Genomic DNA, 21,946 nt, shown 5'->3' with positions numbered 1-21,946 from the left:
TCTATTATATAGGAGGAATTATGGCGGCCATTTTTATTAATGGAGCAGCATAAATACTAAATAAGACACATTTGGGAGTATCGGAAGATGAAGCTCAATTAAGATCGAAGAGGCGTAAAAGGGGGATGATGATTAAAAACCATTCAAGCTATCTATATAAATAGCTTGAATGGTGGTGTGGTATTATTTAATTTTTAAAAAATTATAAAGTTGCACCAGCACTTTTAGTTAAAATAGCTGGTACGTTTGCTGCTGCATCCAGCGCTGATTTATACTCATAAGTTGGTACCCATGTTGAAGGAGCCGAAGTAATTTTGTTGCTTCCAGAGCTTTCAAAAATGTTGGTACTTAAACCACTGATTACACCTGCAACCGGGCTAATTTCAGTTCTGATTGGAAGAGAAGAACCTTTGAAATAGTTATTTTCTACTCTTACAGTTGCACCCATTAGTGATCCAACATACCCTGCATTCAACATATAGTTATTGAATACATGAACATTTCCGTATCTCACATCAGGAGTACGTTCTGAAATGTTAGAGAACAAGTTATGGTGTACGGTTACTTTTAGGTGATTGGCATCATCTGGACGGGTATAACTAAAACCGATCAGCATTGCTTTGTGATTGTCATGTAATTTATTCCATGATAAAGTCACATAATCAGCACCTGTTCCAACATCCAATAATCCATCATAATAATCCCAGTCGCTGACCAGCTCTGATCCAAGATCGCAATGGTCTACCCATACGTGATGAGCACCTTCTTTAATGATAATATTAGAATAGGTACGTACTTTACTAATCGTCATATTTCTAACAATTACATTGTTCTTTCCGTAGATCAACAGACCCGCACCAATTAGCTTAGATCCGCTAAGGCCCAAAATCGTTTTGTTAGATTCTACCTGAAGCAAACCTGTACCTGTAATCGTTCCAGACACCTGGATAATCAAAGGTGATTTAGAACTTAAAGCGCTTTTAAGTGCATCCAAAGTAGTTACCGTAAGGGTTTGTCCGCCGGCACCACCTGTAGTTTTCCCATTCACTGAAGCATAACCAATAGGTTCATTCCCAGCCACTGGGGCGGTAGGCTGCTCCGTAGTTGGCGGAGTTGGGTCTAAAGTAGCGCCACCCTGTCCGTTTACAGTATAGGTATACTTTTTACCGTTTGTTTTTGGATCTGAGTTATCAGAGGCTGATAAAAACAGGAAATTTGATTTGTGGCTGAAACGGCCTTTTCCCTGAGTTCTGATGTCATCATGTGAAGAGTGACCTGGGCCAATTTCTACTCCATTTTCAAAGACTCTAACTGTAGAAGCTGTTGGTTTCTCATTAGAATCGCTGGTTAGTTTAGCATCCATTGGAATCCTTAAAGAAAAACCTCCATCAGAAGTCCCGGTAGCGACATTCAGTTGCATTGTTCCTGAAGCCGATCCACTCACCAATTGAGAATCTAACACTCCAGGGGTTTCATTACTGAGGGGGTTGCCAGAGTCCGCAGGTCTCATCCCCTCTTTTTTACATTGACTAAACGTTAAAATTGTCGATAACAATAAACTTAACACACACACTTTTTTTAATTTTTCTTTCAATCTTTCCATTAAACGCTCTAATTTTTAAATACATCTCCTAAACGGGGAGGTTGTAAAAAAATTGTATCTCAAAAGTTACAATTGGATACAGTATAGAGGCTTAATAGCAGCTCAAAAGTTAGGTTTCCAGCATTCAGATGAAGATTATATAACTGTAAAACAGGGTGTAAAGCGATTTCACAGTTATTGCACATTTTTATTTCATGACCTTTTAATGACTTTTATTTCCTTAAAATATACTATACTTTATTTCCATAGACAAGAATTTGATTTGATGGCCTGATTCTTGACCTTCTCCTCGATTCTTTATGATATCCATAGAACATTTTGTACCAGTCTACAAATTTGTGCACGCCCTCTTTCACTGAGGTTGCTGGCTGGTAATCCAGCTCATTCACTAGCGGTGTAATATCGGCCCAGGTAGCGGCTACGTCCCCGGATTGCATTGGTAAGAACTGTTTAATGGCGGGAATACCGATATTTTCTTCTATTTCTTTCACAAAATCCAATAGTGTTACCGGTGCTCCTCTACCTATATTGAATAAACGGAATGGCACATTTGAACTCGCAGGGTCTGGTTGAGCGGCATCCCAGTTCACATTAGCTTTTGCCGGCTGATCTATTAACCGTAGAATTCCTTCCACAATATCATCAATATAGGTAAAATCCCTACTCATATTCCCATTATTAAAAATCTCAATTGGCTTACCTTCCATAATGGCTTTTGTAAAGATATACAAAGCCATATCCGGTCTACCCCAAGGGCCATAGACTGTAAAAAATCTTAAGGCAGTAGTTGGCAGATTAAAAAGGTGGCTATAAGCATGCGCCATTAGCTCATTGCATTTTTTAGAGGCAGCATATAAGGATACGGGATGATCTACATTATGATGAACCGAAAAGGGCATATTTGCATTTAAACCATAAACACTGGAAGAGCTCGCATACAGGAGATGCTTCACATTGGCAAATCTGCAGCATTCCAGCACATTCAGGAATCCACTAATATTAGAATCCACATAGGCTGATGGATTTGTGAGACTATACCTTACCCCAGCCTGGGCTGCCAAATTACATACGGCATCAAAATGATGGGCATTAAAGAGTTCCATCATCCCATCCTTATCGTTCAGGTCCAATTTCACGAATACATAGTTGTCGTATTTTGTACTTGCTATGGGTTGATCATATACAATAAGGTCTGGGGAAATCCCAGTTTCCTCCAAGCGGGCATGTTTTAAATTGATATCGTAATAATCATTGATGACGTCTACTCCAACAACTTCATCTCCTCTTTCCAATAAACGTTTTGCTAAATGAAAGCCTATAAATCCGGCTGTACCAGTTACTAAAATTTTCATAGTGTTTATTTTAAGTGTTTAAATCTGATTTTAAATCCAAAGGGATTTTCTGGTTGAAAAAAGGAGTTGGAAATGCTATTGGCGATAACAGCCTTTGAACCAAACTTCCAGTCCGAAAATGCAGAAGAGAATTTTCGCCCTTCTTTCATCGGAGATTTTAACTTTTGACTGCAGTAAATCTTCAATAAAGCTTTGCTTAATGATTTTCCCGTAAAGCGCGTCTGGAGCTAGCAGGTAATCGTTTATAATGGCCTTCAACTCGCCATTAACCCAGGATTTCAGGGGTATTTCAAACCCACGTTTAGGTTGGTTGATCAGCGCTTCAGGCAGGTACCTGATCGCGAGGTCTCTTAAAATCGGCTTAGTTTTGAACTTATCTATTTTAAAATGATCTTGTAAGCCTGGGGCGAATTCCAATATTTCTTTGGATAGAAATGGGCTTCTTCCCTCCAGGGAATGGGCCATTGTAGCAATATCCATTTTAGGAAGCAATCGGCTGAACAGCATGGATTGAAAATCCGTAAATATGATCTTTTTTAACGAGGTAATTGGCATTTGATTGATGGTCATCAGGTCTGCTGTGAGCTCTTTCATCAATGGTTTACGAATAAACTGATCTTCAAAGCCAACAAACAGATCACAGGATGCCGAATTATATACCTTAAGCAAATCATCATAACCAGCTAACTTTAATAAACGATACACATAGTTATAACTACTTTGTTTTTCATTTGCAATTGGCAGAATGCTGGTCAGCACTTTAGCAGCAGTAGTACTTACCTTACCTGAATTAAAAAAATCAAAATGTTTGAAAGGCACATAACGGCGGTAACCACCAAACAATTCATCGGCTCCGTCGCCGTTTAACACGACTGTGATGTGTTTTTTTGCTTCTTTTGCAACATAGTAACTAGGAATTGCCGAATTATCACAATTCGGTTCACCATGGTTGATGAGTATTTTTTCTATGTCTTTTTGTAAATCTGAAAAAGTGATGTCCACCACCGTATGGTTGGTTGAATATTTTTGAGCTACTTTTTGCGCCAGATGAGATTCATCATAGCTTCCTTCTACCTTAACGGTAAACGTCTTTAAATTTGTGGTATGTTCGGCTGCGATTGAGGTCACCAATCCGCTGTCAATCCCACCGCTTAAAAATGCCCCGACATCCAGATCTGAGCTATCAATTCTTCTTTTTATCGCCAAATGAAGGTGATGGTCTAACATTTCAATCGCATCAGGATACCTTAATTTATTCTCTTGCTGATAGTAAATAGCCATATCAAACCATTTCACCTTTTTACTGAGATTGGTATGGGTGTCTATCTCCAGATAACAGCCATTCTCCAGTTCTGATACCCCTTGATAAGGGGTGGCTTTTCTGTAATGATAGCCCAGATATAGGTAATCCGCTATAGCCGCCTCATCTATTTCGGGACGCACCACTTTGGATAGGATATTCAATTCGGAAGAAAAAACGCATTGCAGTCCTTTAACATATACATACAACGGTTTCTTTCCTGCACGATCTCTGACGAGGTAAAGCTTTTTTTGAGGGAATCATATAAAGCAAAGGCAAACATGCCATCGAACTCCTCTAACATTTTCATTCCAATGACTTTGTATAACATCAAAATGGTTTTCGTATCAGAGCTTGAAGAACTCTGCAAGCCATATTTTTTTCTGATGTCCAGGTGATTATAAATCTCTCCATTAAAGACAATAGTGAGCTCTTCATATTTCATCGGCTGCTGACCTTGGTCAGTCAGATCCTGTATGGCCAGTCTGGTATGGTATAACTCCAGATTATCTTGTTGAACATGACGTTGCTCATCTGGCCCACGATGAAACAAATCACGGTAAATATGTTGTTGGTCTTTACTGGAATTAAAATTTAAGGTTCCAAATATTCCGCACATGTTTTCTGATTTTAAGCGTTAAATTGAATTTGCAGGTAGTTATCGTAATAAGAATCCTGATAAAGAAACCATCTTGTGATCAGCAACCTGTCCGATTAATGACAACCAATCCTGCAAAACTTTTTCTTCTGAAAAGTACTGTTCTATATGTCGCCTTCCATTTTCCCCCATTGCCTTCCGTTCCTGAACTGGAATATGCATGATGCGCTTCATTTTTGCCGCAAGCTCTACCGCATCACCTTGTTTAAAAAGAAAACCAGCATCCACATTTTCAAGTAATTCTTCAATACCAGCAACGGCGGAGGCAATTACAGGTTTTTGATAGGCCATAGCTTCCAATAATGCATTTGGCATTCCCTCTAAAAAAGAAGAAAGCACAAAACCATCTGCTTTCTCGAGGAAAGTGTGGGTCTCTGTTTTTAATCCCAACAGTTTCACATGGTGTGCTATATCCAATTCTTTAATCATTTCAAAAGGCCAATCCTGATCAAATAAATTACCCAAAACATCTAGTCTGAAGTTTTCATTTTTCATTAAGGATATCGCTTTAAATAGCGTTACATAATCCTTTTCAGGAACAAAATGGGCCATTGAAATCCAGACAAAAGGCTTCTTCGCAGCATGGTGATCGCTTGTCCTGGAAAGCGCAGGAATGGAAATGGCATTATTGATCACCAGGCCTGGCTTCCTAACCAGCTTATTTTGTTCAAAATTAGATTTCGATTTGTAGGAGTTATACACCACTACATCGTCCCCATCTGCGGTGAGCTTAAAGAGCACGTACCACTTATTGGCAATTACAGGGGTTCTTATGGAAGAGATCAGTTTAAAACCAAAGCACATTTTTAGAAAACGGGCAAAAATGATGGCGATAAACATAAACGCGATGACCACATCCGGATTAAATTCCCTGACTGTCTTATGTAGCCGTAAAAGATTCGAAAAGGGATGACGACTCCAGCTTTTGAGAAACACCACGTCCAGGCCTTCCATTTGAAAATCAATATTGAAATCATTTATAGGTTTTAAGGAAACAACTCTAACCTTGTATTGCCGGCTTTTTAAAAACCGCGCAATTTTTATCAGCTGCGTTTCTGCACCGCCTTTCCGTAGGCCCGTTGTAATAAACAAAACATGCTGTCCCATAAGATCGAATAAAAAACTGTTTGTATTCTAATATTTGCTAAAGGATCAATATGATCTTTGATAGAAGATCTTTTTCAATAACCGGTGTACAGGAGTAATTGGCGAATGCCTTCTTCTTTTCCCATCTACAACGATAAAATCTTTGGCGAAACTGATGTTATGCATCCCCGATAAATAAGGAGCTTCGGGAAACAATTCAAAGTCCTCTTCAGACTCAAAAGTACTGGGCGTAAGCGCGGTGATTTTATTGATCATAATTGAACCACCATATCGGATCTCAAGATTTTGCGTTGGCCTAAACAGCACATCATCAACTAGGAACAAACTCCCTGCCCCCCTGCAGTTTTTACAGTTTACCGGAATCGGGTTCTGAGCATGAGGAAGGAATTCTCCATCTAAATGTTCCGAATAATAGATATACAATTCATTTAACTTGCCATCAATATTTGTAAATAACCAGTATTTCCCACCATATTTGACAATAGAACTGTCTACATAACGCGCGTCACTTAACAATACTTTTTTCTTTAAGATGGCTGCAGGATTTTCAGGATTTACCTGATAAAGGCTAACTTCTCCAATATCAGCTGTTTCCGGGATGCAGTAAAATGCTGATTTATCTTCAAAAATATAAGGGTAGGATAAATGAATATCACTGGGCAGAAACCCGGTTACCTTTTGTTTAGAGCTAAAATCAAAATTCTTGATCTGGGAAATCTTACCTTTTATTTTCCAAAAATTGAGCTCTTCATAATAGATATAAAGGTTTGATTTGATATTGACTACAAAAGGATCTGCAGAATAATCTGCCTTGTCTTCTTTAAGCCATAACACTTTTCTGCTGAAACCTTTCCTAAGCACTAAATCTCGCTGAGACTGCCTGATCATTCCTATATTCCATTTATCGGCGCCAAAATATCTATCAATAACGTTATTCATATTTATCAGGATAAAGCCGGAATCAAAGAAATCGCCAGCTATTAAAAAATTAAGATGATTTGATGCGTTGGATTTATATTGAATGCAGCACTATAGATTATAGGTCTGGCTATGTTTTTTTTCTGAAGCGCCAATATGATAGGTTGACTTGAATATATTTCTACTATTCTCTCTTATTTTTGGTTTATCAGCATAAAATACGGCTTCCCGGATGGCCTGATAATAACTCTCCAACCTCTCGTCCCTACTTAAGAATCCTGTAACTTCATGGTCAATCATATTCTTAATCCCACCTACAGGGGTGCAAATAGAGATACAACCCACAGACAGCGCTTCAATCAAGGAAATAGGCATCCCTTCATAAAAACTTGATAAGCAAAAGAAATCAGCGATACTCAGGTAATCCACGATGTTATCTCTTCCTCCCAGAAATTCGATGTAATGATCCCCTTCTGTGAGCTCCAGCAATTTTTGATGCAATGGCTCATCACGCACATCGCCGACTATCAGCAGCCTGCATTTCTGTTCTTCTGCGGCATTAAACTGCTGCACCGCTTCAATTAGTAATCGTTGGTTTTTTACTTTAATGATCCTGCCAACATGAACAAGAAGGGAGGTATTAGGCGCCCCTTTGTATTTATTCAGCAATCCTGGATACTCAGCTGTTCTGTTTAGAAATGGCCTACCATTCTCAATTATAATTTCGTTTTCCAGTCTATAGTATTTACGGAAGGACTCACTTCCATCTTTGGAAACTACGATTGGTCTGATTAAATTTCTTTTATAGAGGTTCTTTCTCAGGAACTTCAGGAAGCGCCCTGGACATTCCGCCTCTGCGGTAGAATGTATGGTATGAAAAAACTTCGTTTCTGTTCTTTTAAGCCTATAAAGCAGCAGATATTCTAAGGAGTTTAAATGAGAATGAACGACATTCATTTTCTCTGCGACCAGCCAGTTGGTCAATTCTAAAAAAACTTCCATACTAAATCCTGGTGTTTTGTAAAATGAAGCGTAGCTTACTTTATCAGAGATTTCATTCACAAAAGTAGTTTCTGGATCATTGTCACAAAGTGAGATTAAGTACACTTCATTTTCGGCCTTCTCTGCGAGTTCATTACATAAATCAACCACAAAACGTTCCGCGCCGCCTCTTCCTAAATCTCCTACAATATGTGCTATTTTAGTCATGAGTAAACATTATTTTCTATTTGTAAGCGATACCAATCATGATATAGTGCATTTTTTGGGGAATCATCTTTTCAATTTGGTTGTCTATCCTACCAAGAATATTTCTTTGTTTTTCATTTCTACCCAGACAGCCAAAAAAACCTACAGTAGTAAAAGATACATTTTTAAAGGACTGAAAAATCTCCTCTATTTCATTCAATCGCACATAGTTCCAATCAGGTGTACCGTATTTCTTCCTTAGCATCTTGTGAAATAGTGAAGCTTCCAAATTTTCCGCGAATAACAGCTTCCCCCCTGGCTTAAGTGCTTTATGTATTTCATTTAAGGTTTTTAATTTGTTTTCATCTTTTCCATTTTGACTGATCCCACCAAGAATTGATTTAAACACAACAATATCGAAATGACTTTCAAAAGGGATATTTAAGGCATCCATTGCCGCGTATTCAATATTAGAATCACAGTTGTATTTTTTGTGAATACTTCGTGCGTTTTCTTTTGGCGGCAATAGATCTGTACACAGCACCTTATTCTGATGGAGCGACAGCCATAATGATAGTCCACCATTTGCCGTCCCAAGCTCCAGACAATTGTACCCTTTGTTTTTTAAGTCCGCATTTTTCTCCCAATAATCCAGGGCCTTTGCCCAGTTTACAACGTCCCAGTCTACGATGTCCTTGAGTTTTTTATCTTCCACGATTACCGTATTATATTTTAACATATTGATGATCAATTACAATTTCATCCGGTTCCTGAGCGTTTTGACAGGCCTGAATCTTAGCCAGGTGGAGGATACTGAAATACAAAAATAAAGTAGGTCCATCTGCACTTACCAACCAGCCATTATGAGAAAAAGCATTGATAGATACACCTAAAAAAGAAAAGCATAACCCAATTAACATGGCATTCTCCTTGAGCTTTATCTTGAACAGTACACCCAGAAATATTTTCCCGATATTGTAGTAAAGAAATATCAGTAATCCCAATCCTAAAAAAGGTCCTAAATAGGTAAAAAACATCAGGTAGGCATTATGAGAGGTCAATCCATTTGTGAAAATTGTACTCCTATAAGTCACCTCTCCCCAGTTTTTCCCATAAAAGATCAATCCGAATGGATAATCCGCATAGACCTTCAAATTCTCTTCTGAAAGCCCTACCCGGTTATAGTAATTTGCATTCTTCCCCTCATTTTTAGCCATAATATTATTCTTGGCATCGAAGTTTTCTTTGATGATAAATGCATAAGAAACAAAACCAATTAATACCGCAGCGCTGATGATGAAAATGGATTTATACCGGTAATAAAAAACCGCGAACAAGAAGGAAGAGCATAAAAAGGTGACAAAAACGGATCTGTTCATTCCGAGATAAATGAAGGTAACACATATAATAAATGCGAGGAGTTTAATGAGTATGTTTAATCGGAATACATGCGTAAAAACAAACATAAATGAAACCAAAGCTGCCAGCTGATATCCATAATTAAACTGTGTTAGCGCCAAGCCTGCCGGGCTTTGCATAATAGTATCGTTCAGCAATGTACTTCTCAATTGATCTATCCGTGCAGGCAAAAAATGATTCAGGACCATGATCACCGCGGAGAAAAAAAGAAGCCCATAAAATATGGCCATGGAAAGATTAAACCTGCGTCTGTTATAGCCCACGAAAAAATTAAAATAAAATATACAGCATGAAATCACAATGAGACTGGCGAAAAAGGCAAGACGATCAGCCATTCCAATAAAATCATAAAAAAATAGCGCTAAGAAGAAGAGAATCGCTTCTTTTGTATATAAAAAGGGAAGCTTTCCCTCTTTAAAAAACAAGATCAGTGGCAGGCAAAAGACAAATGGTGCCGGAATTCTGAAAATTTGAGTCATGAAAATCCCGAACGACAAAGTATAGAGGTACGATGTCATAAAAAACGTGATCATTAACTTTTTAAGTAACATATTCTATTGATTTTGATTACCTGATCATTATTTTTTTTAACGTCAGGAATATGATGGTCAAGTCGACCCAGATATCATGTTTATTGATATATTTTAAATTCTGTATGATCTTGGAAGGGATGATCTCATTGATATAGAAACTCTCCGGATCGACAGATTTAGCCAGCAGTTCATTTTCTTCGGAGAACTCAATTGATGCCCAATCGGTAATCCCAGGTTTAACAGAAAGCACCTGCACTTGCTGTAAATCATACAGTTCCACATATTTAATCACCTCTGGTCTTGGCCCTACGAAACTCATGTCGCCCTTCAAAACATTCAGTAACTGGGGTAATTCATCAACTTTATGCTTCCGTAACCAATATCCAATTTTTGTTATTCGCTTATCGTGATCGCCCACAGTTAGTAAACCCAACTGATCAGAATTGGCATACATGGTTCTAAACTTCAACAACTCAAAATTGACCTTATCTCTTCCCACCCTTGTCTGCTTATAAAAAACACCTCCTTTTGAGTCAGCGATAATTAAAATGGCAACAATCACAAAAGGAATCAGGAGCATTAAAACCCCAAAAAAGGCAACTACGACATCAAATACTCTTTTAACGTACATAACCAGATGGATTAGAAAAAATATTTAGCTCAATATTAAGTCCTGCCATTTTGAGGTAATGGCTTGTTGAGAGTTAGTTTTACCGATTAATTTCCCGCCTTTGGAAAGCCTATTTTTAAATACTGCGTCGTTTAAAACCTCTGACATAGACGCGGCCAGCATATTTATATTTTTATCTTCTACCAGGATACCGTTTTTCCTATTTTCGATGATCTCAGCGGGCCCAAATTCACAATCCATCGCGATACTAGGGCAGCCCATGCTCATCGCCTCAATTAAGGCATTCGGATAACCTTCATTTCTGGAGGGAAGTACAAATAATTCTGCTTGCTGGTAATAGTCCTGTAAATTCTCTTTAGCACCAATCAACTGCACCTGATTAGATAGGCCAAGACTTCTGATTTTCTCCAACAGGAGGTCACGATCGTCTCCATCGCCAGCGATAACCAGATCAATTTCTGGAGTATGTATTTTACTGTAGGCCTCTATTAACTGGTCAAAGCCTTTTTCATAGGAAAGTCGACCAACGCCGAGGATAAATTTTTTATAATGAACCTGTTCCAGACCTGGCAGTTGAAAAACATTGACATAGTTTTTAATCAGATAAAAATTATTCAGTTTTTGAAAAGACTTATTTTTCTTCAAACAGTCCTCCATAGCTTTTGCAGGTATGACGATTGCTTTAGATTTGCTGTAGATCAGGGAATAAATCCATTTCAAGGCAAAATTAAACTTGTTAATGGTATTGTCTGGTGTAGTACGCTCAGAAACTATAAATGGAGTACCTGTTAAACTGCAGGTTAAACCTGCCCATAGATTAGCTGAGGTCATAAAAGAGATGACACAACCAGGTTTCTCCTTCATCAAAAGGCGCAGCAATTTAAAGAAAGTCAGCATCGCGAACCAAAAGCGATAAAACAGGTGGTCTTTGTTTGCCCGATTCGTCAGATATACAAGCTTAACTCCTTGATCTACCCTATAAACCGGCGCTTTATAATTAAGGCAAACCATAGTCACGGGAAAGCCTTCCTGATTAAAATAGTTGGCCAGGTTGGTCACCACGCGCTCTGCACCACCTGCAGTGAGGGAATTAATTACAAAAAAAAGTTTGAGCTTTTTCATCTAACAACGATTGTTAACGGTAGGACTACTTGTTTGAGATCGAGTATAGGTTTAACCTTTACTTAGTAAAGTAAAAGGTATTTGATAGTGCTAATCGCGTTGTTCAGCTGTAAATGCCTGATGTCATGGCGCAGATAGTTTTTAGAATATACCCTCAGCAGTTTCCATTTTAATGAGGTCGGATATTTAAAGTTTTTTATGATCACATTAAAGTCGCTGAGCATCCGGCCTCTAATGACCTGGGGATCTACCATGCTCCAAACCCCGCCAACATGTTTCCTATAGCAGCTCATTACTTCCGGCATGACATAAATTTTCTTTCCGGTAACTGCTGTAGCGTATAATTTCAAGAACTTATCTGGTGCATGGCATTTAAGGTACCAGTCCTGATTCCCCATGTGGGTTACATCCAGGCTGGTTCTATAGATCAATGTTGCGGTAAAGGTTTCATCTTTGTTTCCTTGTAAAATATCTTCATAACCAAATTCCAGACTTACCGGGTTTGGATGTACATAAAGAGTTTCACCATGCTGGTCAATAATTTTCGAATAATGACAGCAGATGATATAATCCGGGTTATTCTCTAAAAAATCAATTTGTTTTTGAAGTTTATAAGGGTCCGTCCAGAAGTCATCACCTTCACACATTGCCATATATTTTCCTTTGGCCTGTTTAACGATTCGGTTAAAATTATCTTTTAATCCTACATTCTTTTCAGAGGTAACCATTTTAATGATTTCAGGATAGTTTTTCTGATAAAATTCTACAATTTTCCTGGTCCCATCAGTTGAGCAATCCTCACCGACCAGAACTTCAAATTTGAATTTTGTTTTTTGCATTAGAAACCCTTCAATTGCCTGAGCAATATACTGCTCATGATTGTAGGTTAGGCAGCTCACGCTAACCATAACTTCTTGATCATTTGTTTCCATGTTTTGTGATTAATTCCAACAATTCATTAATTTTCCTTTCGAAGGCTTCGGTTGAGGATTTTTTACTGATATAATCTTTTTAAGATGAGTTGTTTAAAATCAATAATTGCAGATAATTTAAACAGGTAACTTGCAGCAAAGTAACCCACAAAATAACTGAGGCCTAAAACTATAATTCTGAATAGATCATTAAAATTTGCAGCAACAAGGAGCTTATCGAAAAAAAAGCAAGTGATGCCTACAAGCCCTGAAATGAACAAAGTGGGTAGAATATCTACTATTTGCTTTACAAAAGGATAGTTGATAAACCTGACTGTATAAATTGAATTGATGTACAAGCCGAAAAAACTGAAAAACAATTGAAAGTAAAGCAGACCGTAAATTCCAAAGGGAAATACACAAAGAATACCGATTACACAAAACACCTTTTTTATCATTTCCAGTCTCAAAAATAAATGAGTTTGACCTTTTACCTTTAAAATATTTAAGTTGTAAGCATGTATTGGATAAGTGATCCCTGCGATGCATAAAATCTGAAAATATGGGACGGCCGGAAGCCATTTATCAGTCAGCATTAATCGAAATAAGGGTTCAGCCACCACACAGAGGGCAATTAAAGTCGGTGCCATCCAGAATAACACCTGCAGCATTACTTTCCGATACACATATACCAACTGCTCATTGTCGTGTGATAGGTTTACAAACATTGGAAAAGTGACTTTATTTACGGCTGAGGAGATGATACCTATTGGCAGCTGACTAATAGAATCGGCTCTTGAATAAAAACCCAATTGGGCCGGCATATAGAATTTACCTATAATGATGGTATAGATATTCTGATACAACTTATCAATCATGCTAGATAAAGTAAGTTTATAGCCATAGTGAAAATGGCTTTTAAAGCTGGCCGAATCAAATATCATTACTGGTCGCCAGGGAGAACAATACCAATGGAGTATCGTAGATATTAATGAAGTAACGAGACTCATCCACACTAAACTCCAGGCTCCATATCCCATTTTAGCTAAAAAAACGCCTACTATTCCACCACCTATTACTGATGGTATCTGAATCATAGTCATTGTTTTGAACCTCATCTCCTTCACCAGCAGTGTTTGCTGGATTCCAAAAAAGGCATTTATGATTAATGAGATTCCATATACCCGAACGACATTACTGAGTATTGGCTGTTCATAAAATCTGGCTATAAAAGGAGCGGATAAAAACAAAATTCCATATACCAATACACTGCCTATCAAGTTAAAATAAAAGACGGTAGAGCAATCTTTTTGCGTGACTTCTGTGGTTCTAATTAAGGAGGAGGTTAGTCCACCATCCAATAGGGAGTTACCGATTACGATAAAAATAGAGAGCATTGCAATCAAACCAAATTCTGCAGGAGAAAGGATTCTAGCAAGAATTACAGTGATCAAAAAGCTTATGAATTTTGAGCTTAGCTCCTGTCCGACTGACCAAAGCACACCATAAACTGTTTTCCCCTGTAGATCCATTACCTTTATAATCGGAAATCAACTGATGCATTAGGGAGCAATGATTTAATATCATATACCACTGTATTCTTTTTACATAATCTACCCAACTCAATACTTTTAAACTCCTGATGGGCGACCGCAACTAGTATCCCATCGTATTTTCTGGTTTTAGACTCCCCATTTTCACATATAATACCATATTCATGTTTTGCATGCACCACATTGGCCCATGGATCATGAACAGTTACTTCTACATTATATTCTTTTAACCTGTTGATGATGTCAATAACTTTAGTATTTCTTACATCCGGACAGTTCTCTTTAAATGTGAAGCCCAATACCAGCACTTTTGCACCAACAATATGGGTATCTTTTTGAATCATTTGTTTCACCAGCTGATCGGCTACGTAAGCGCCCATACCATCATTTACCCTTCTTCCAGCTAAGATAATTTCTGGATGATATCCTACTTCCTGAGCTTTCTGCGCCAGGTAATAAGGATCTACACCAATGCAATGCCCCCCAACTAGACCTGGTCTGAAATTTAAAAAGTTCCATTTGGTGCTGGCAGCATCTAATACTTCATTTGTATTAATGCCTAAGCGATTAAAAATCATAGCCAATTCATTCACAAAAGCAATATTAATATCACGCTGTGCATTTTCAATAATTTTAGCCGCTTCAGCAACCTTAATACAGGAAGCCTTATGAGTGCCTGCTGTAATGATCGATTTATACAATTGGTCCACAATTTCTGCAATTTCAGGGGTGGAACCTGAAGTTATTTTAAGAATATTTGCTACTGTATGCTTTTTGTCGCCAGGATTAATCCGTTCTGGAGAGTAGCCTGCATAAAAATCAATATTAAACTTAAGGCCAGAGATTTTAGCCAGCACCGGTACACATTCATCTTCTGTAACGCCGGGATAAACTGTTGATTCATAAATAACGATATCCCCTGCTTTAAGAACGCCGCCGACAGTGATACTTGCATTAATTAAAGGCATCAGATTAGGGCGATTATTCTTATCTACCGGTGTAGGTACGGTAACAATAAAAATGGTACAATTTTTTAGAAGTTCAGCGTCATTAGTACAGAATAAGCCCTTTTCAGAAGTACAGGTATTGGTCAGCACCTGATTCAATAAATCAGTATCTATTTCAAGTGTATGATCATATCCTGACTTGAGTTCGGAAATGCGCTCTTCATTTATATCGAAACCCAATACTTTATATTGCTTAGCGAATTCCACTGCCAAGGGAAGCCCCACATATCCGAGGCCGATAATACCAATTTTAGTACGCGAATCTAGCATGTTGATGGTTTAAATAATGAATGAATCAGAATATCATTTTGGAATTGATGCTGGCAAGAAAGCATCACAAAAATTGATGAGGTAATCGTTTGATGTTAATACAGTTTAATGTGGAATTCAAATCATCAGGGGCACTTATAGCTTCGCTACATCAGTTACAGCAGCTGATTTTGAATTAAAACATCCAAGAAATCTCACCCCCACTCATTTAGAAACTGTTCAGCCTATTGTCTGGATCTATTCATCTTAAAAAATAGCTGTTCTATGAAAAACACTTCTTAAACAGGTGATTTCATAGATTAAAGCTAGACAATAATATTTGAGAAATCATTACGATTGTAAAAGTTGTAAATGGATTGTATAAATTATACAATCTACTTTACACTCTGATAAAAATCAAACACAATGACTGCACAAACAATTCCCCATACTTACACAATCCCAATGATAGGCTACTTAAAATCTTCTTTAAGATAAAGCAGATCAGCACAATAAACACCTTTCAATTATCTTCATTAAAATGGCTCAAAGTGAATAATTCATTAATTATTTTCAAACCAGTGAATATTAATTGGACTACAAACTTAAATTTTACTGAATTGGTATAATTTTTTCGTAGGTATTGATACGATCAGCAATCCTACTGATCTTGTAAGTTTTCATATAGGGTTTTGTTTAATTTAAATTCTCAATAAATTATGACACCTAATAAAGGAGATGTGATCGAGCGTGTAGTACGTAAAAAGATCGGCATTAGTGAGCTTTCCAGGAAGCTTCAAGTGAGTAGAACAGCCATCTACAACTGGTTTGAATATGGCCAGATTAATCTGGACACAATTTGCAAGATTGGCCAGGCTATAGACCATGATTTCACAAAAGAATTTCCAGAGGAATTTGCTAATGCGCAGCACTCAACCGCAGATTTAGGCATTACTCCAACAGAAAATAATGATGGTTCGAAAAATGTAGATTATTGGATTAACAAATACGTGAGTCTGTTGGAACAATACAATGACTTGCTCCTAGAGCTCAACTATCCGGATTCAAAAACAAATTCCATCCAACTGAAGGCAGGGATTTCTGAAAATTTCAGTAATCATCGATAAGGGAAACAACAACAACCATATTCAATTTTTCTATTGCTATAAATTTACTTTTTTAAACAATCTGTTTCTATCTCTGGAAATTACAAATTCAACTTGACTTCATATACTGTTATATCAGCAATAATGTTCTCGATTAAGGGATTTCGACCAAGTGAAGCTATTTTATTTATTCCTAAGGACTTAACAAAATAGCCTTTTCAATTATGAAATAAGGTAAATAATGCTGGTAAAAAAAAGGACAAGATAATATTCGTAAAAATTTGCCTATTATATTTAATTTTTTTAAGTTTACATAAACAATTTTAAATTGTTCGCTCTTAATTAACGAATATCTTTCCTCCATGAAAAATATTGCTCGTTTATTGAATGACTTAAATAACATGACTCCGCTTTCGGCTGGATTCTGGAATGAAATACAGCCATTAATGACCGAGAGACACAAAAAAACGGGTTATTTATTTCTAGAACCCGGGCAAATAGCCAATAAAGCATGGCATTTGATAACCGGTTTTATTTTAACCATCCGGACAGATTCAGATGGTGAAGAAATTGTAGAAAGGATTTATTATCCCAATGACATTGTAACAGACCTGGAAAGCTTTTTCGAACTGGTTCCTGTACGTTTTAAGTTCAGGGCAGTTGGAGAGGTTACTGTCCTTGAAATCAAAAGGTCAGGTGTAATGAAGCTAGAACAGTTCCCAGAAACCATTAAACTCATCCAACATATTGCTTTCGTTGAGAAGAAAAGCACAGAAGAAACCCTCCAAATGCTTCGTCTTCCGGAAGAAGATCGTGTCAAATTTTTCTTAGAAAACTACCCCGTGAGTGATTTACCAGCACATTATGGCGCCTCTTTTCTCAACCTATCATTGAATAATTACTTAACACAGGTACGGCATCTCGCCTCTTCCAACCAGATCAAAACAAAAGCATCTGATGCTATACCTGAGCACACAAAGAGTATTGCCTATAAAATAATGGGCTACCTAATCTCCAATTATGCTGAGCCTGAAATTGGAGATACCAAAAAAATCGCAGCCATGTTTAACATGACCAGCGTAACTTTAAACAGGTTATTTACTAAAACCTTTGGTTTTACCGTACATAAGTTTATTACCAAACAAAGAATGACCAATGCGGAAAAGCTCTTAAAAAACGAAATGCTTACGGTAGGGAAAGTGGCATTAGCCGTTGGCTACAAAAACATATTTCATTTTAGCAAAGTTTTCAAAAGCTATTATGGTTATCCTCCAAAGCAAGACAAACAACGAAAACATTCCCAATAGTGGTTATTTATACTTTTTATACATTAATTTGACAAATTAAGGCGAAAATTGTCAATTTTATCTATTTTCATGCATAAATAAAGAGTCTAAATTTGATTAAAAAAACAAATTTATGCGCTCTCACGTTAAATTACTTCTCAAACCAGACAAAATCATTCATCCCTCTTTCGATCAAAGAGTTGGTTTGACTTCAATTCCTTTAAAATTGGCAGAAGCCACCTATATAACTTTGGCTGATGGTGATCTATTAGTACAATCGATCAGCCATCACCTTGTTGACATTCAACTATATGATTACCGGGTGGCGGCAGATTTCGTTGTAGATTTCGAGGCTACTATAGATTTATTTTTTATGATGGCCATGCAGGATGATTCTCCTGTAATCCATGAGGACGACAATGAGGGCATCTTTGAAATACTGGGTAACAGCTGTATGCTTTCTTATCTTAAAGCAGGAAAATATCAACGAAGCATTACGACCGGAAACCATCAGATTCTGTTGCTCAGTATAAAACCTGATTGGTTCATTTCCAAATACGGTAAGATGGAAGAGTTAAAGGAGTTCATTGCTAGCTTTAAAAGCAATGAACTCCTGAATTTCAGATTACCCAGTTTTAATATCACCCAACAAATATTCAACAGTCTTAAAAAATTAGGTAACCTATATGAACATAGAGATGTAGAGATTGACCTACATATCTTTTTAAATGACTGTATTAGCAGATATCTCCTGAAGTTAAGGCAAGGAATGGTCACTGTCAAATATCAGCAGGATAAGGCAAAAGAAATTGCTGAATTTGTCAGAAAAAATTATGCAAGCAAGATTGTTGGTGATGAAACGGAATTAGCTGAACGATTTATGATATCCACCACGATGCTGATTAGGCTAGCGAAACTTGCTTTCGATAGACCATTACACAATCACGTCATTGAATTGCGCATGCACCAAGGGTTGAAATTACTGTTAACTACTCAAAAAACCATTCAGGAAATCTCTGCAAGTGTAGGCTACGACGATCCCAAATATTTTAGTCGCGCATTTAAAAAGAAATTTGGACTTCCACCTACTGAAATTAGAATCAGTATTCTTTAACTAGGTCGGGTGGACTTTTCCTCCACAACCTACAGGGGTAAAACGATGCATTTTGCAAGAAAAATCCGTTTGAAGAGAAAGAACCAACCCCTAACTTTATGGTAATAAAGGAATTACAAGCCACCTCTCCAAATGAATTACGCCCTCAAAACCTTATTCATTATCCGTATTTGTTGTCAATTTTTTAATCAACTGCGATGAAAGTACTTGGAACCGAATTAAATAAATCCAGATTGAGACTGATCATGAGCAAAGAAATAATTCCAAAAATGGAATTGTTGGTCGGTCCCTTAACTGAAGAATGTAGAGAATACATTATTTTAAATTGTCGGATTAAACAGGTAAATAAAGATCAGTACCTGGAAGAAAGCGGAAGTTATGACGCTGGTCATCTACACTATATTTACAGCGGAATAGCGCATAGCTTTTATTATGATGATGAAACCGACAAAACATTTGTCACACGTCTTTGGAAAAAAGATGACATCCTATTTGATGTAAAAAGTTTCGTAAACTGTGAAGACAGATTAGAGAATATCCAAATGCTGGAAGACGGCGAAGTCATCTCTATAGGCCATTTCCCCTTAAAAAACTTACTCAACAAATCTCCGCAGCTGCTCACGCTCTCTACACATTTACAGATAGAAAGGGAAACTTATAATAAGTTTTATCAGCAGCTGCTTAAATCATCTGTAGAAGAAAGACTTGTTCTATTCTTAAAGCACAACCCAACTATTATTAACAGAATCAATAAAGATTGTATTGCACAGCACCTAAATGTCTCTAGATCTAGGCTAAGTACAGCATACGCTATATACAAGCAAAACAGAAACAGCTGATTTTGTTACTTATGTAACACACGTTTGTTGCAAATGAAACAAAAACATAGTCAGGGAGCCCCTACATTTGATATAACAAAACGCTAATACTCAAAACCATGAACACCGAGAAAAGAATCCATGAGACCTATACTGCCTTTGACAATATAGAAATTGCTCAGCAATTCATTGGTGGGTTTAAAGATGATACTTGTCTCGAACAAAAAAGCGCTTACTATATCTCTCTTGAACTTACGAATGATGCACCCAGAGATATTTTTATATGCGATCTGAATTGCGAATTACAACACACAAAAAATGAAGAACATAACATCTGCTTTTATGGCGGACCAGATCGTCAGCATGGGTTATTGATTTCTAAGGTCTTTGCAGACAGTGAAGAAGAAGCATTAAGAAAAGTAATTGAAATAAGGAATGAGGCAGTTGTAACCGGAGAGTGGGACTTGGCCTGGGAGAGACACCTGATACAGCAATCTAAATTCAAAAGAAAAAACCGAACAAACACATAAATTTTAATCTGGAAGGGCCGAGGGCTGATAGACGAGTTAGCTCCGGTCTTTTTTATCGAAAAACATTACAGCTAATGGCTGGGGAATATCAATATAGATGTAGCAAGAGCGTATAGAGCATGATCCTGTCGAACACCACCTTACCAAGTCCTGGTCACGCTAAACTTAAGCAGGTTCCATGGCACAGATGATTTATCGCATGTGTATCAGCTCTATACCGATTGCAAATATCAAAATTAAAGGAATTAATTGACTATGCTCAAAAACAGTTAATATGGAAACAACATTGAGAAAGCAACCAAGATTGTATTTATCAGAAAAGACTAAGGAGATTATTGTCGATTGCATTTGCTATGCGTTTATAATTCTGTTTGTCTATACAGCGAGTAGTAAGCTGCAAGATTACGCTGTTTTTCAAAGAGGATTGAGCCATTCTGTATTGCTAAAGCCATACTCTGTTATGTTGGCCTGGTTAATTCCAGCAGTTGAAATATTGATCAGTATGCTGCTAATTATTCCTAAAACGAGAAGATATGGATTGGTTTCCTCTCTGCTGATCATGATCGCGTTTACAAGTTACTTAATATACATGATCAGCTATGGTGGACCTAAAACCTGTGGATGTGGTGGGGTAATTCAATCGCTTACCTGGGTCCAGCACATCTGGTTTAACATCTCATTTATATTTTTAGCGGGTATTGCCCTAATGTTTATTAGGAGAAAATAATAGCTAATTTTTCAAAATCTTATAGATCATGAAAAAGATAATTTTCAGCTTATTCATTGCAATGATTGCATGCTTAAGCGCAACTTATGTTAGTGCCAATAAAACTGATTCGGACTATTTTTACGGATTAACGGATAACGGAATCTATAAAAGAATTTATGAAAATTACGATGCTTCAAACTGTGTACAATTCAATTATGAGGGTATTTGTGGTTATGGAATAATCCCTGGTGTGTGGGCCGTTTTTCCATATTCTATATCCAGATATGACATTCAATACTGGATTGACAGTGGATATCTAAGACCAATATCATACAATAAGGGAGTATATATTGGTGTAAATGAATGGTAATAATACGATTTCTAAAAAACAATCTTAATCATATAAAAAACATTCGTGCGCGCGATACAGGTAAGATTGTACCCTGTATAAAGAAATACAATAAAAGCTTAAACAAAAATTAATTCTTATAATTATGAAAAAAGTATTTTTTGCACTATTTGCAGTGATAATTGCAATTGGTGGAAGCGCATTTACAAATGCTAAACTGACCGACCCACTTAAAGTTTATGGAAACACAGGTGATGATTATACACCAAGAATTACCGAAAATTATAACCCTGCCGAGTGTCTTAGCCTGTCTACAGAAACATTATGTGCCTACCAAGTTACTGAACTAGGAAGAACTACTGTTACTGCAAGCTCATATACTGCAGCACAGATGATTAATTTTAAAAGCCTAAATTATGTAACCGATGTATCTGGACCAACTAAAGGCATTTATGACGCTCCATAATTTTTAAAAAAAATTTA

21 protein-coding genes and 1 pseudogene are annotated in these 21,946 nt (G+C 37.1%); 8 read left to right on the top strand and 14 right to left on the bottom strand.

Annotated elements, in window-relative coordinates; translation table 11 throughout:
* Positions 1-202 precede the first annotated feature (202 nt).
* From AQ505_RS09895 to AQ505_RS09830, 14 genes and pseudogenes are all read right to left on the bottom strand, one after another.
* Positions 203-1,510, bottom strand: coding sequence for a pectate lyase family protein (locus AQ505_RS09895; protein WP_231635061.1), 1,308 nt, complete (start codon positions 1,508-1,510; stop codon positions 203-205).
* A gap of 323 nt (positions 1,511-1,833) precedes the next feature.
* On the bottom strand, positions 1,834-2,955 hold the full coding sequence (locus AQ505_RS09890; protein ID WP_062548029.1) for an NAD-dependent epimerase: 1,122 nt from the start codon (positions 2,953-2,955) through the stop codon (positions 1,834-1,836).
* Between the two features lie 75 nt (positions 2,956-3,030).
* Entirely contained in the window at positions 3,031-4,419 is a 1,389-nt protein-coding gene (locus tag AQ505_RS09885; protein WP_062548028.1) for an asparagine synthetase B family protein, read from the bottom strand.
* 45 nt (positions 4,420-4,464) lie between these two features.
* Positions 4,465-4,874: pseudogene (locus AQ505_RS26900) on the bottom strand (asparagine synthase (glutamine-hydrolyzing)); the annotation flags it as partial.
* A 39-nt stretch (positions 4,875-4,913) separates the two neighbouring features.
* Positions 4,914-6,020 (bottom strand): glycosyltransferase, encoded by a 1,107-nt coding sequence (locus tag AQ505_RS09875; protein WP_062548026.1) that lies wholly within the window; start codon positions 6,018-6,020, stop codon positions 4,914-4,916.
* Positions 6,021-6,065: 45 nt separating this feature from the next.
* Complete coding sequence (locus AQ505_RS09870) at positions 6,066-6,959, bottom strand: glucosamine inositolphosphorylceramide transferase family protein (protein WP_062548025.1); 894 nt, start codon at positions 6,957-6,959, stop codon at positions 6,066-6,068.
* 90 nt (positions 6,960-7,049) lie between these two features.
* On the bottom strand, positions 7,050-8,147 hold the full coding sequence (locus AQ505_RS09865) for a glycosyltransferase family 4 protein (RefSeq protein ID WP_062548024.1): 1,098 nt from the start codon (positions 8,145-8,147) through the stop codon (positions 7,050-7,052).
* A 16-nt stretch (positions 8,148-8,163) separates the two neighbouring features.
* Positions 8,164-8,865: a class I SAM-dependent methyltransferase gene (locus AQ505_RS09860; protein ID WP_062548023.1), complete on the bottom strand. Its 702-nt coding sequence runs from the start codon at positions 8,863-8,865 to the stop codon at positions 8,164-8,166.
* Positions 8,852-10,096: a hypothetical protein gene (locus AQ505_RS09855; RefSeq protein ID WP_197286344.1), complete on the bottom strand. Its 1,245-nt coding sequence runs from the start codon at positions 10,094-10,096 to the stop codon at positions 8,852-8,854. Before AQ505_RS09855 ends, AQ505_RS09860 begins: the two co-directional genes overlap by 14 nt.
* 16 nt (positions 10,097-10,112) lie before the next feature.
* Positions 10,113-10,709 (bottom strand): sugar transferase, encoded by a 597-nt coding sequence (locus AQ505_RS09850; protein ID WP_062548022.1) that lies wholly within the window; start codon positions 10,707-10,709, stop codon positions 10,113-10,115.
* 24 nt (positions 10,710-10,733) lie between these two features.
* Positions 10,734-11,831: a glycosyltransferase gene (locus AQ505_RS09845; RefSeq protein ID WP_062548021.1), complete on the bottom strand. Its 1,098-nt coding sequence runs from the start codon at positions 11,829-11,831 to the stop codon at positions 10,734-10,736.
* Positions 11,832-11,893: 62 nt separating this feature from the next.
* Positions 11,894-12,763 carry a glycosyltransferase family 2 protein gene (locus AQ505_RS09840; RefSeq protein ID WP_062548020.1) on the bottom strand — a complete coding sequence of 290 codons (870 nt, stop codon included), beginning with the start codon at positions 12,761-12,763 and terminating at the stop codon, positions 11,894-11,896.
* Between the two features lie 62 nt (positions 12,764-12,825).
* Positions 12,826-14,196: a lipopolysaccharide biosynthesis protein gene (locus AQ505_RS09835; RefSeq protein WP_231635060.1), complete on the bottom strand. Its 1,371-nt coding sequence runs from the start codon at positions 14,194-14,196 to the stop codon at positions 12,826-12,828.
* Between the two features lie 83 nt (positions 14,197-14,279).
* Positions 14,280-15,572 carry a nucleotide sugar dehydrogenase gene (locus tag AQ505_RS09830; protein ID WP_062548018.1) on the bottom strand — a complete coding sequence of 431 codons (1,293 nt, stop codon included), beginning with the start codon at positions 15,570-15,572 and terminating at the stop codon, positions 14,280-14,282.
* A 698-nt stretch (positions 15,573-16,270) separates the two neighbouring features.
* On the opposite strand from AQ505_RS09830, the gene AQ505_RS09825 reads away from it, so the two are divergent.
* The 8 genes from AQ505_RS09825 to AQ505_RS09790 all read left to right on the top strand — a co-directional run bounded on the left by AQ505_RS09825 (position 16,271) and on the right by AQ505_RS09790 (position 21,929).
* Positions 16,271-16,678, top strand: a complete 408-nt coding sequence (locus AQ505_RS09825) for a helix-turn-helix domain-containing protein (RefSeq protein WP_062548017.1) — start codon at positions 16,271-16,273, stop codon at positions 16,676-16,678.
* Positions 16,679-17,019: 341 nt separating this feature from the next.
* Complete coding sequence (locus AQ505_RS09820; RefSeq protein ID WP_062548016.1) at positions 17,020-17,964, top strand: helix-turn-helix domain-containing protein; 945 nt, start codon at positions 17,020-17,022, stop codon at positions 17,962-17,964.
* A gap of 112 nt (positions 17,965-18,076) precedes the next feature.
* The gene (locus tag AQ505_RS09815) at positions 18,077-19,057 is read left to right on the top strand and encodes a helix-turn-helix transcriptional regulator (protein ID WP_062548015.1); all 981 of its coding nucleotides are present in this window, start codon (positions 18,077-18,079) and stop codon (positions 19,055-19,057) included.
* 197 nt (positions 19,058-19,254) lie between these two features.
* Entirely contained in the window at positions 19,255-19,896 is a 642-nt protein-coding gene (locus AQ505_RS09810) for a Crp/Fnr family transcriptional regulator (protein WP_062548014.1), read from the top strand.
* Positions 19,897-19,994: 98 nt separating this feature from the next.
* Positions 19,995-20,405, top strand: coding sequence for a hypothetical protein (locus AQ505_RS09805; protein ID WP_062548013.1), 411 nt, complete (start codon positions 19,995-19,997; stop codon positions 20,403-20,405).
* Positions 20,406-20,679: 274 nt separating this feature from the next.
* Positions 20,680-21,132, top strand: a complete 453-nt coding sequence (locus AQ505_RS26340) for a MauE/DoxX family redox-associated membrane protein (RefSeq protein WP_157262287.1) — start codon at positions 20,680-20,682, stop codon at positions 21,130-21,132.
* 28 nt (positions 21,133-21,160) lie between these two features.
* On the top strand, positions 21,161-21,484 hold the full coding sequence (locus tag AQ505_RS09795) for a hypothetical protein (RefSeq protein ID WP_062548011.1): 324 nt from the start codon (positions 21,161-21,163) through the stop codon (positions 21,482-21,484).
* A 124-nt stretch (positions 21,485-21,608) separates the two neighbouring features.
* Positions 21,609-21,929: a hypothetical protein gene (locus AQ505_RS09790; protein WP_062548010.1), complete on the top strand. Its 321-nt coding sequence runs from the start codon at positions 21,609-21,611 to the stop codon at positions 21,927-21,929.
* Positions 21,930-21,946 lie beyond the last annotated feature (17 nt).

The sequence above is a fragment of the Pedobacter sp. PACM 27299 genome (genome assembly GCF_001412655.1).
GTDB lineage: Bacteria > Bacteroidota > Bacteroidia > Sphingobacteriales > Sphingobacteriaceae > Pedobacter.
This window is presented reverse-complemented; position numbering and strand designations above follow the sequence as displayed.

What these genes read in the sequence shown, in the direction of transcription:
- AQ505_RS09895 (WP_231635061.1), bottom strand. Translation starts at nt 1,510, where the DNA reads ATGAGACCTGCGGACTCTGGCAACCCCCTCAGTAATGAAACCCCTGGA.
- AQ505_RS09890 (WP_062548029.1), bottom strand. Translation starts at nt 2,955, where the DNA reads ATGAAAATTTTAGTAACTGGTACAGCCGGATTTATAGGCTTTCATTTA.
- AQ505_RS09875 (WP_062548026.1), bottom strand. Translation starts at nt 6,020, where the DNA reads ATGGGACAGCATGTTTTGTTTATTACAACGGGCCTACGGAAAGGCGGT.
- AQ505_RS09870 (WP_062548025.1), bottom strand. Translation starts at nt 6,959, where the DNA reads ATGAATAACGTTATTGATAGATATTTTGGCGCCGATAAATGGAATATA.
- AQ505_RS09865 (WP_062548024.1), bottom strand. Translation starts at nt 8,147, where the DNA reads ATGACTAAAATAGCACATATTGTAGGAGATTTAGGAAGAGGCGGCGCG.
- AQ505_RS09860 (WP_062548023.1), bottom strand. Translation starts at nt 8,865, where the DNA reads ATGTTAAAATATAATACGGTAATCGTGGAAGATAAAAAACTCAAGGAC.
- AQ505_RS09855 (WP_197286344.1), bottom strand. Translation starts at nt 10,096, where the DNA reads ATGTTACTTAAAAAGTTAATGATCACGTTTTTTATGACATCGTACCTC.
- AQ505_RS09850 (WP_062548022.1), bottom strand. Translation starts at nt 10,709, where the DNA reads ATGTACGTTAAAAGAGTATTTGATGTCGTAGTTGCCTTTTTTGGGGTT.
- AQ505_RS09845 (WP_062548021.1), bottom strand. Translation starts at nt 11,831, where the DNA reads ATGAAAAAGCTCAAACTTTTTTTTGTAATTAATTCCCTCACTGCAGGT.
- AQ505_RS09840 (WP_062548020.1), bottom strand. Translation starts at nt 12,763, where the DNA reads ATGGAAACAAATGATCAAGAAGTTATGGTTAGCGTGAGCTGCCTAACC.
- AQ505_RS09830 (WP_062548018.1), bottom strand. Translation starts at nt 15,572, where the DNA reads ATGCTAGATTCGCGTACTAAAATTGGTATTATCGGCCTCGGATATGTG.
- AQ505_RS09825 (WP_062548017.1), top strand. Translation starts at nt 16,271, where the DNA reads ATGACACCTAATAAAGGAGATGTGATCGAGCGTGTAGTACGTAAAAAG.
- AQ505_RS09820 (WP_062548016.1), top strand. Translation starts at nt 17,020, where the DNA reads ATGAAAAATATTGCTCGTTTATTGAATGACTTAAATAACATGACTCCG.
- AQ505_RS09815 (WP_062548015.1), top strand. Translation starts at nt 18,077, where the DNA reads ATGCGCTCTCACGTTAAATTACTTCTCAAACCAGACAAAATCATTCAT.
- AQ505_RS09810 (WP_062548014.1), top strand. Translation starts at nt 19,255, where the DNA reads ATGAAAGTACTTGGAACCGAATTAAATAAATCCAGATTGAGACTGATC.
- AQ505_RS09805 (WP_062548013.1), top strand. Translation starts at nt 19,995, where the DNA reads ATGAACACCGAGAAAAGAATCCATGAGACCTATACTGCCTTTGACAAT.
- AQ505_RS26340 (WP_157262287.1), top strand. Translation starts at nt 20,680, where the DNA reads ATGGAAACAACATTGAGAAAGCAACCAAGATTGTATTTATCAGAAAAG.
- AQ505_RS09795 (WP_062548011.1), top strand. Translation starts at nt 21,161, where the DNA reads ATGAAAAAGATAATTTTCAGCTTATTCATTGCAATGATTGCATGCTTA.
- AQ505_RS09790 (WP_062548010.1), top strand. Translation starts at nt 21,609, where the DNA reads ATGAAAAAAGTATTTTTTGCACTATTTGCAGTGATAATTGCAATTGGT.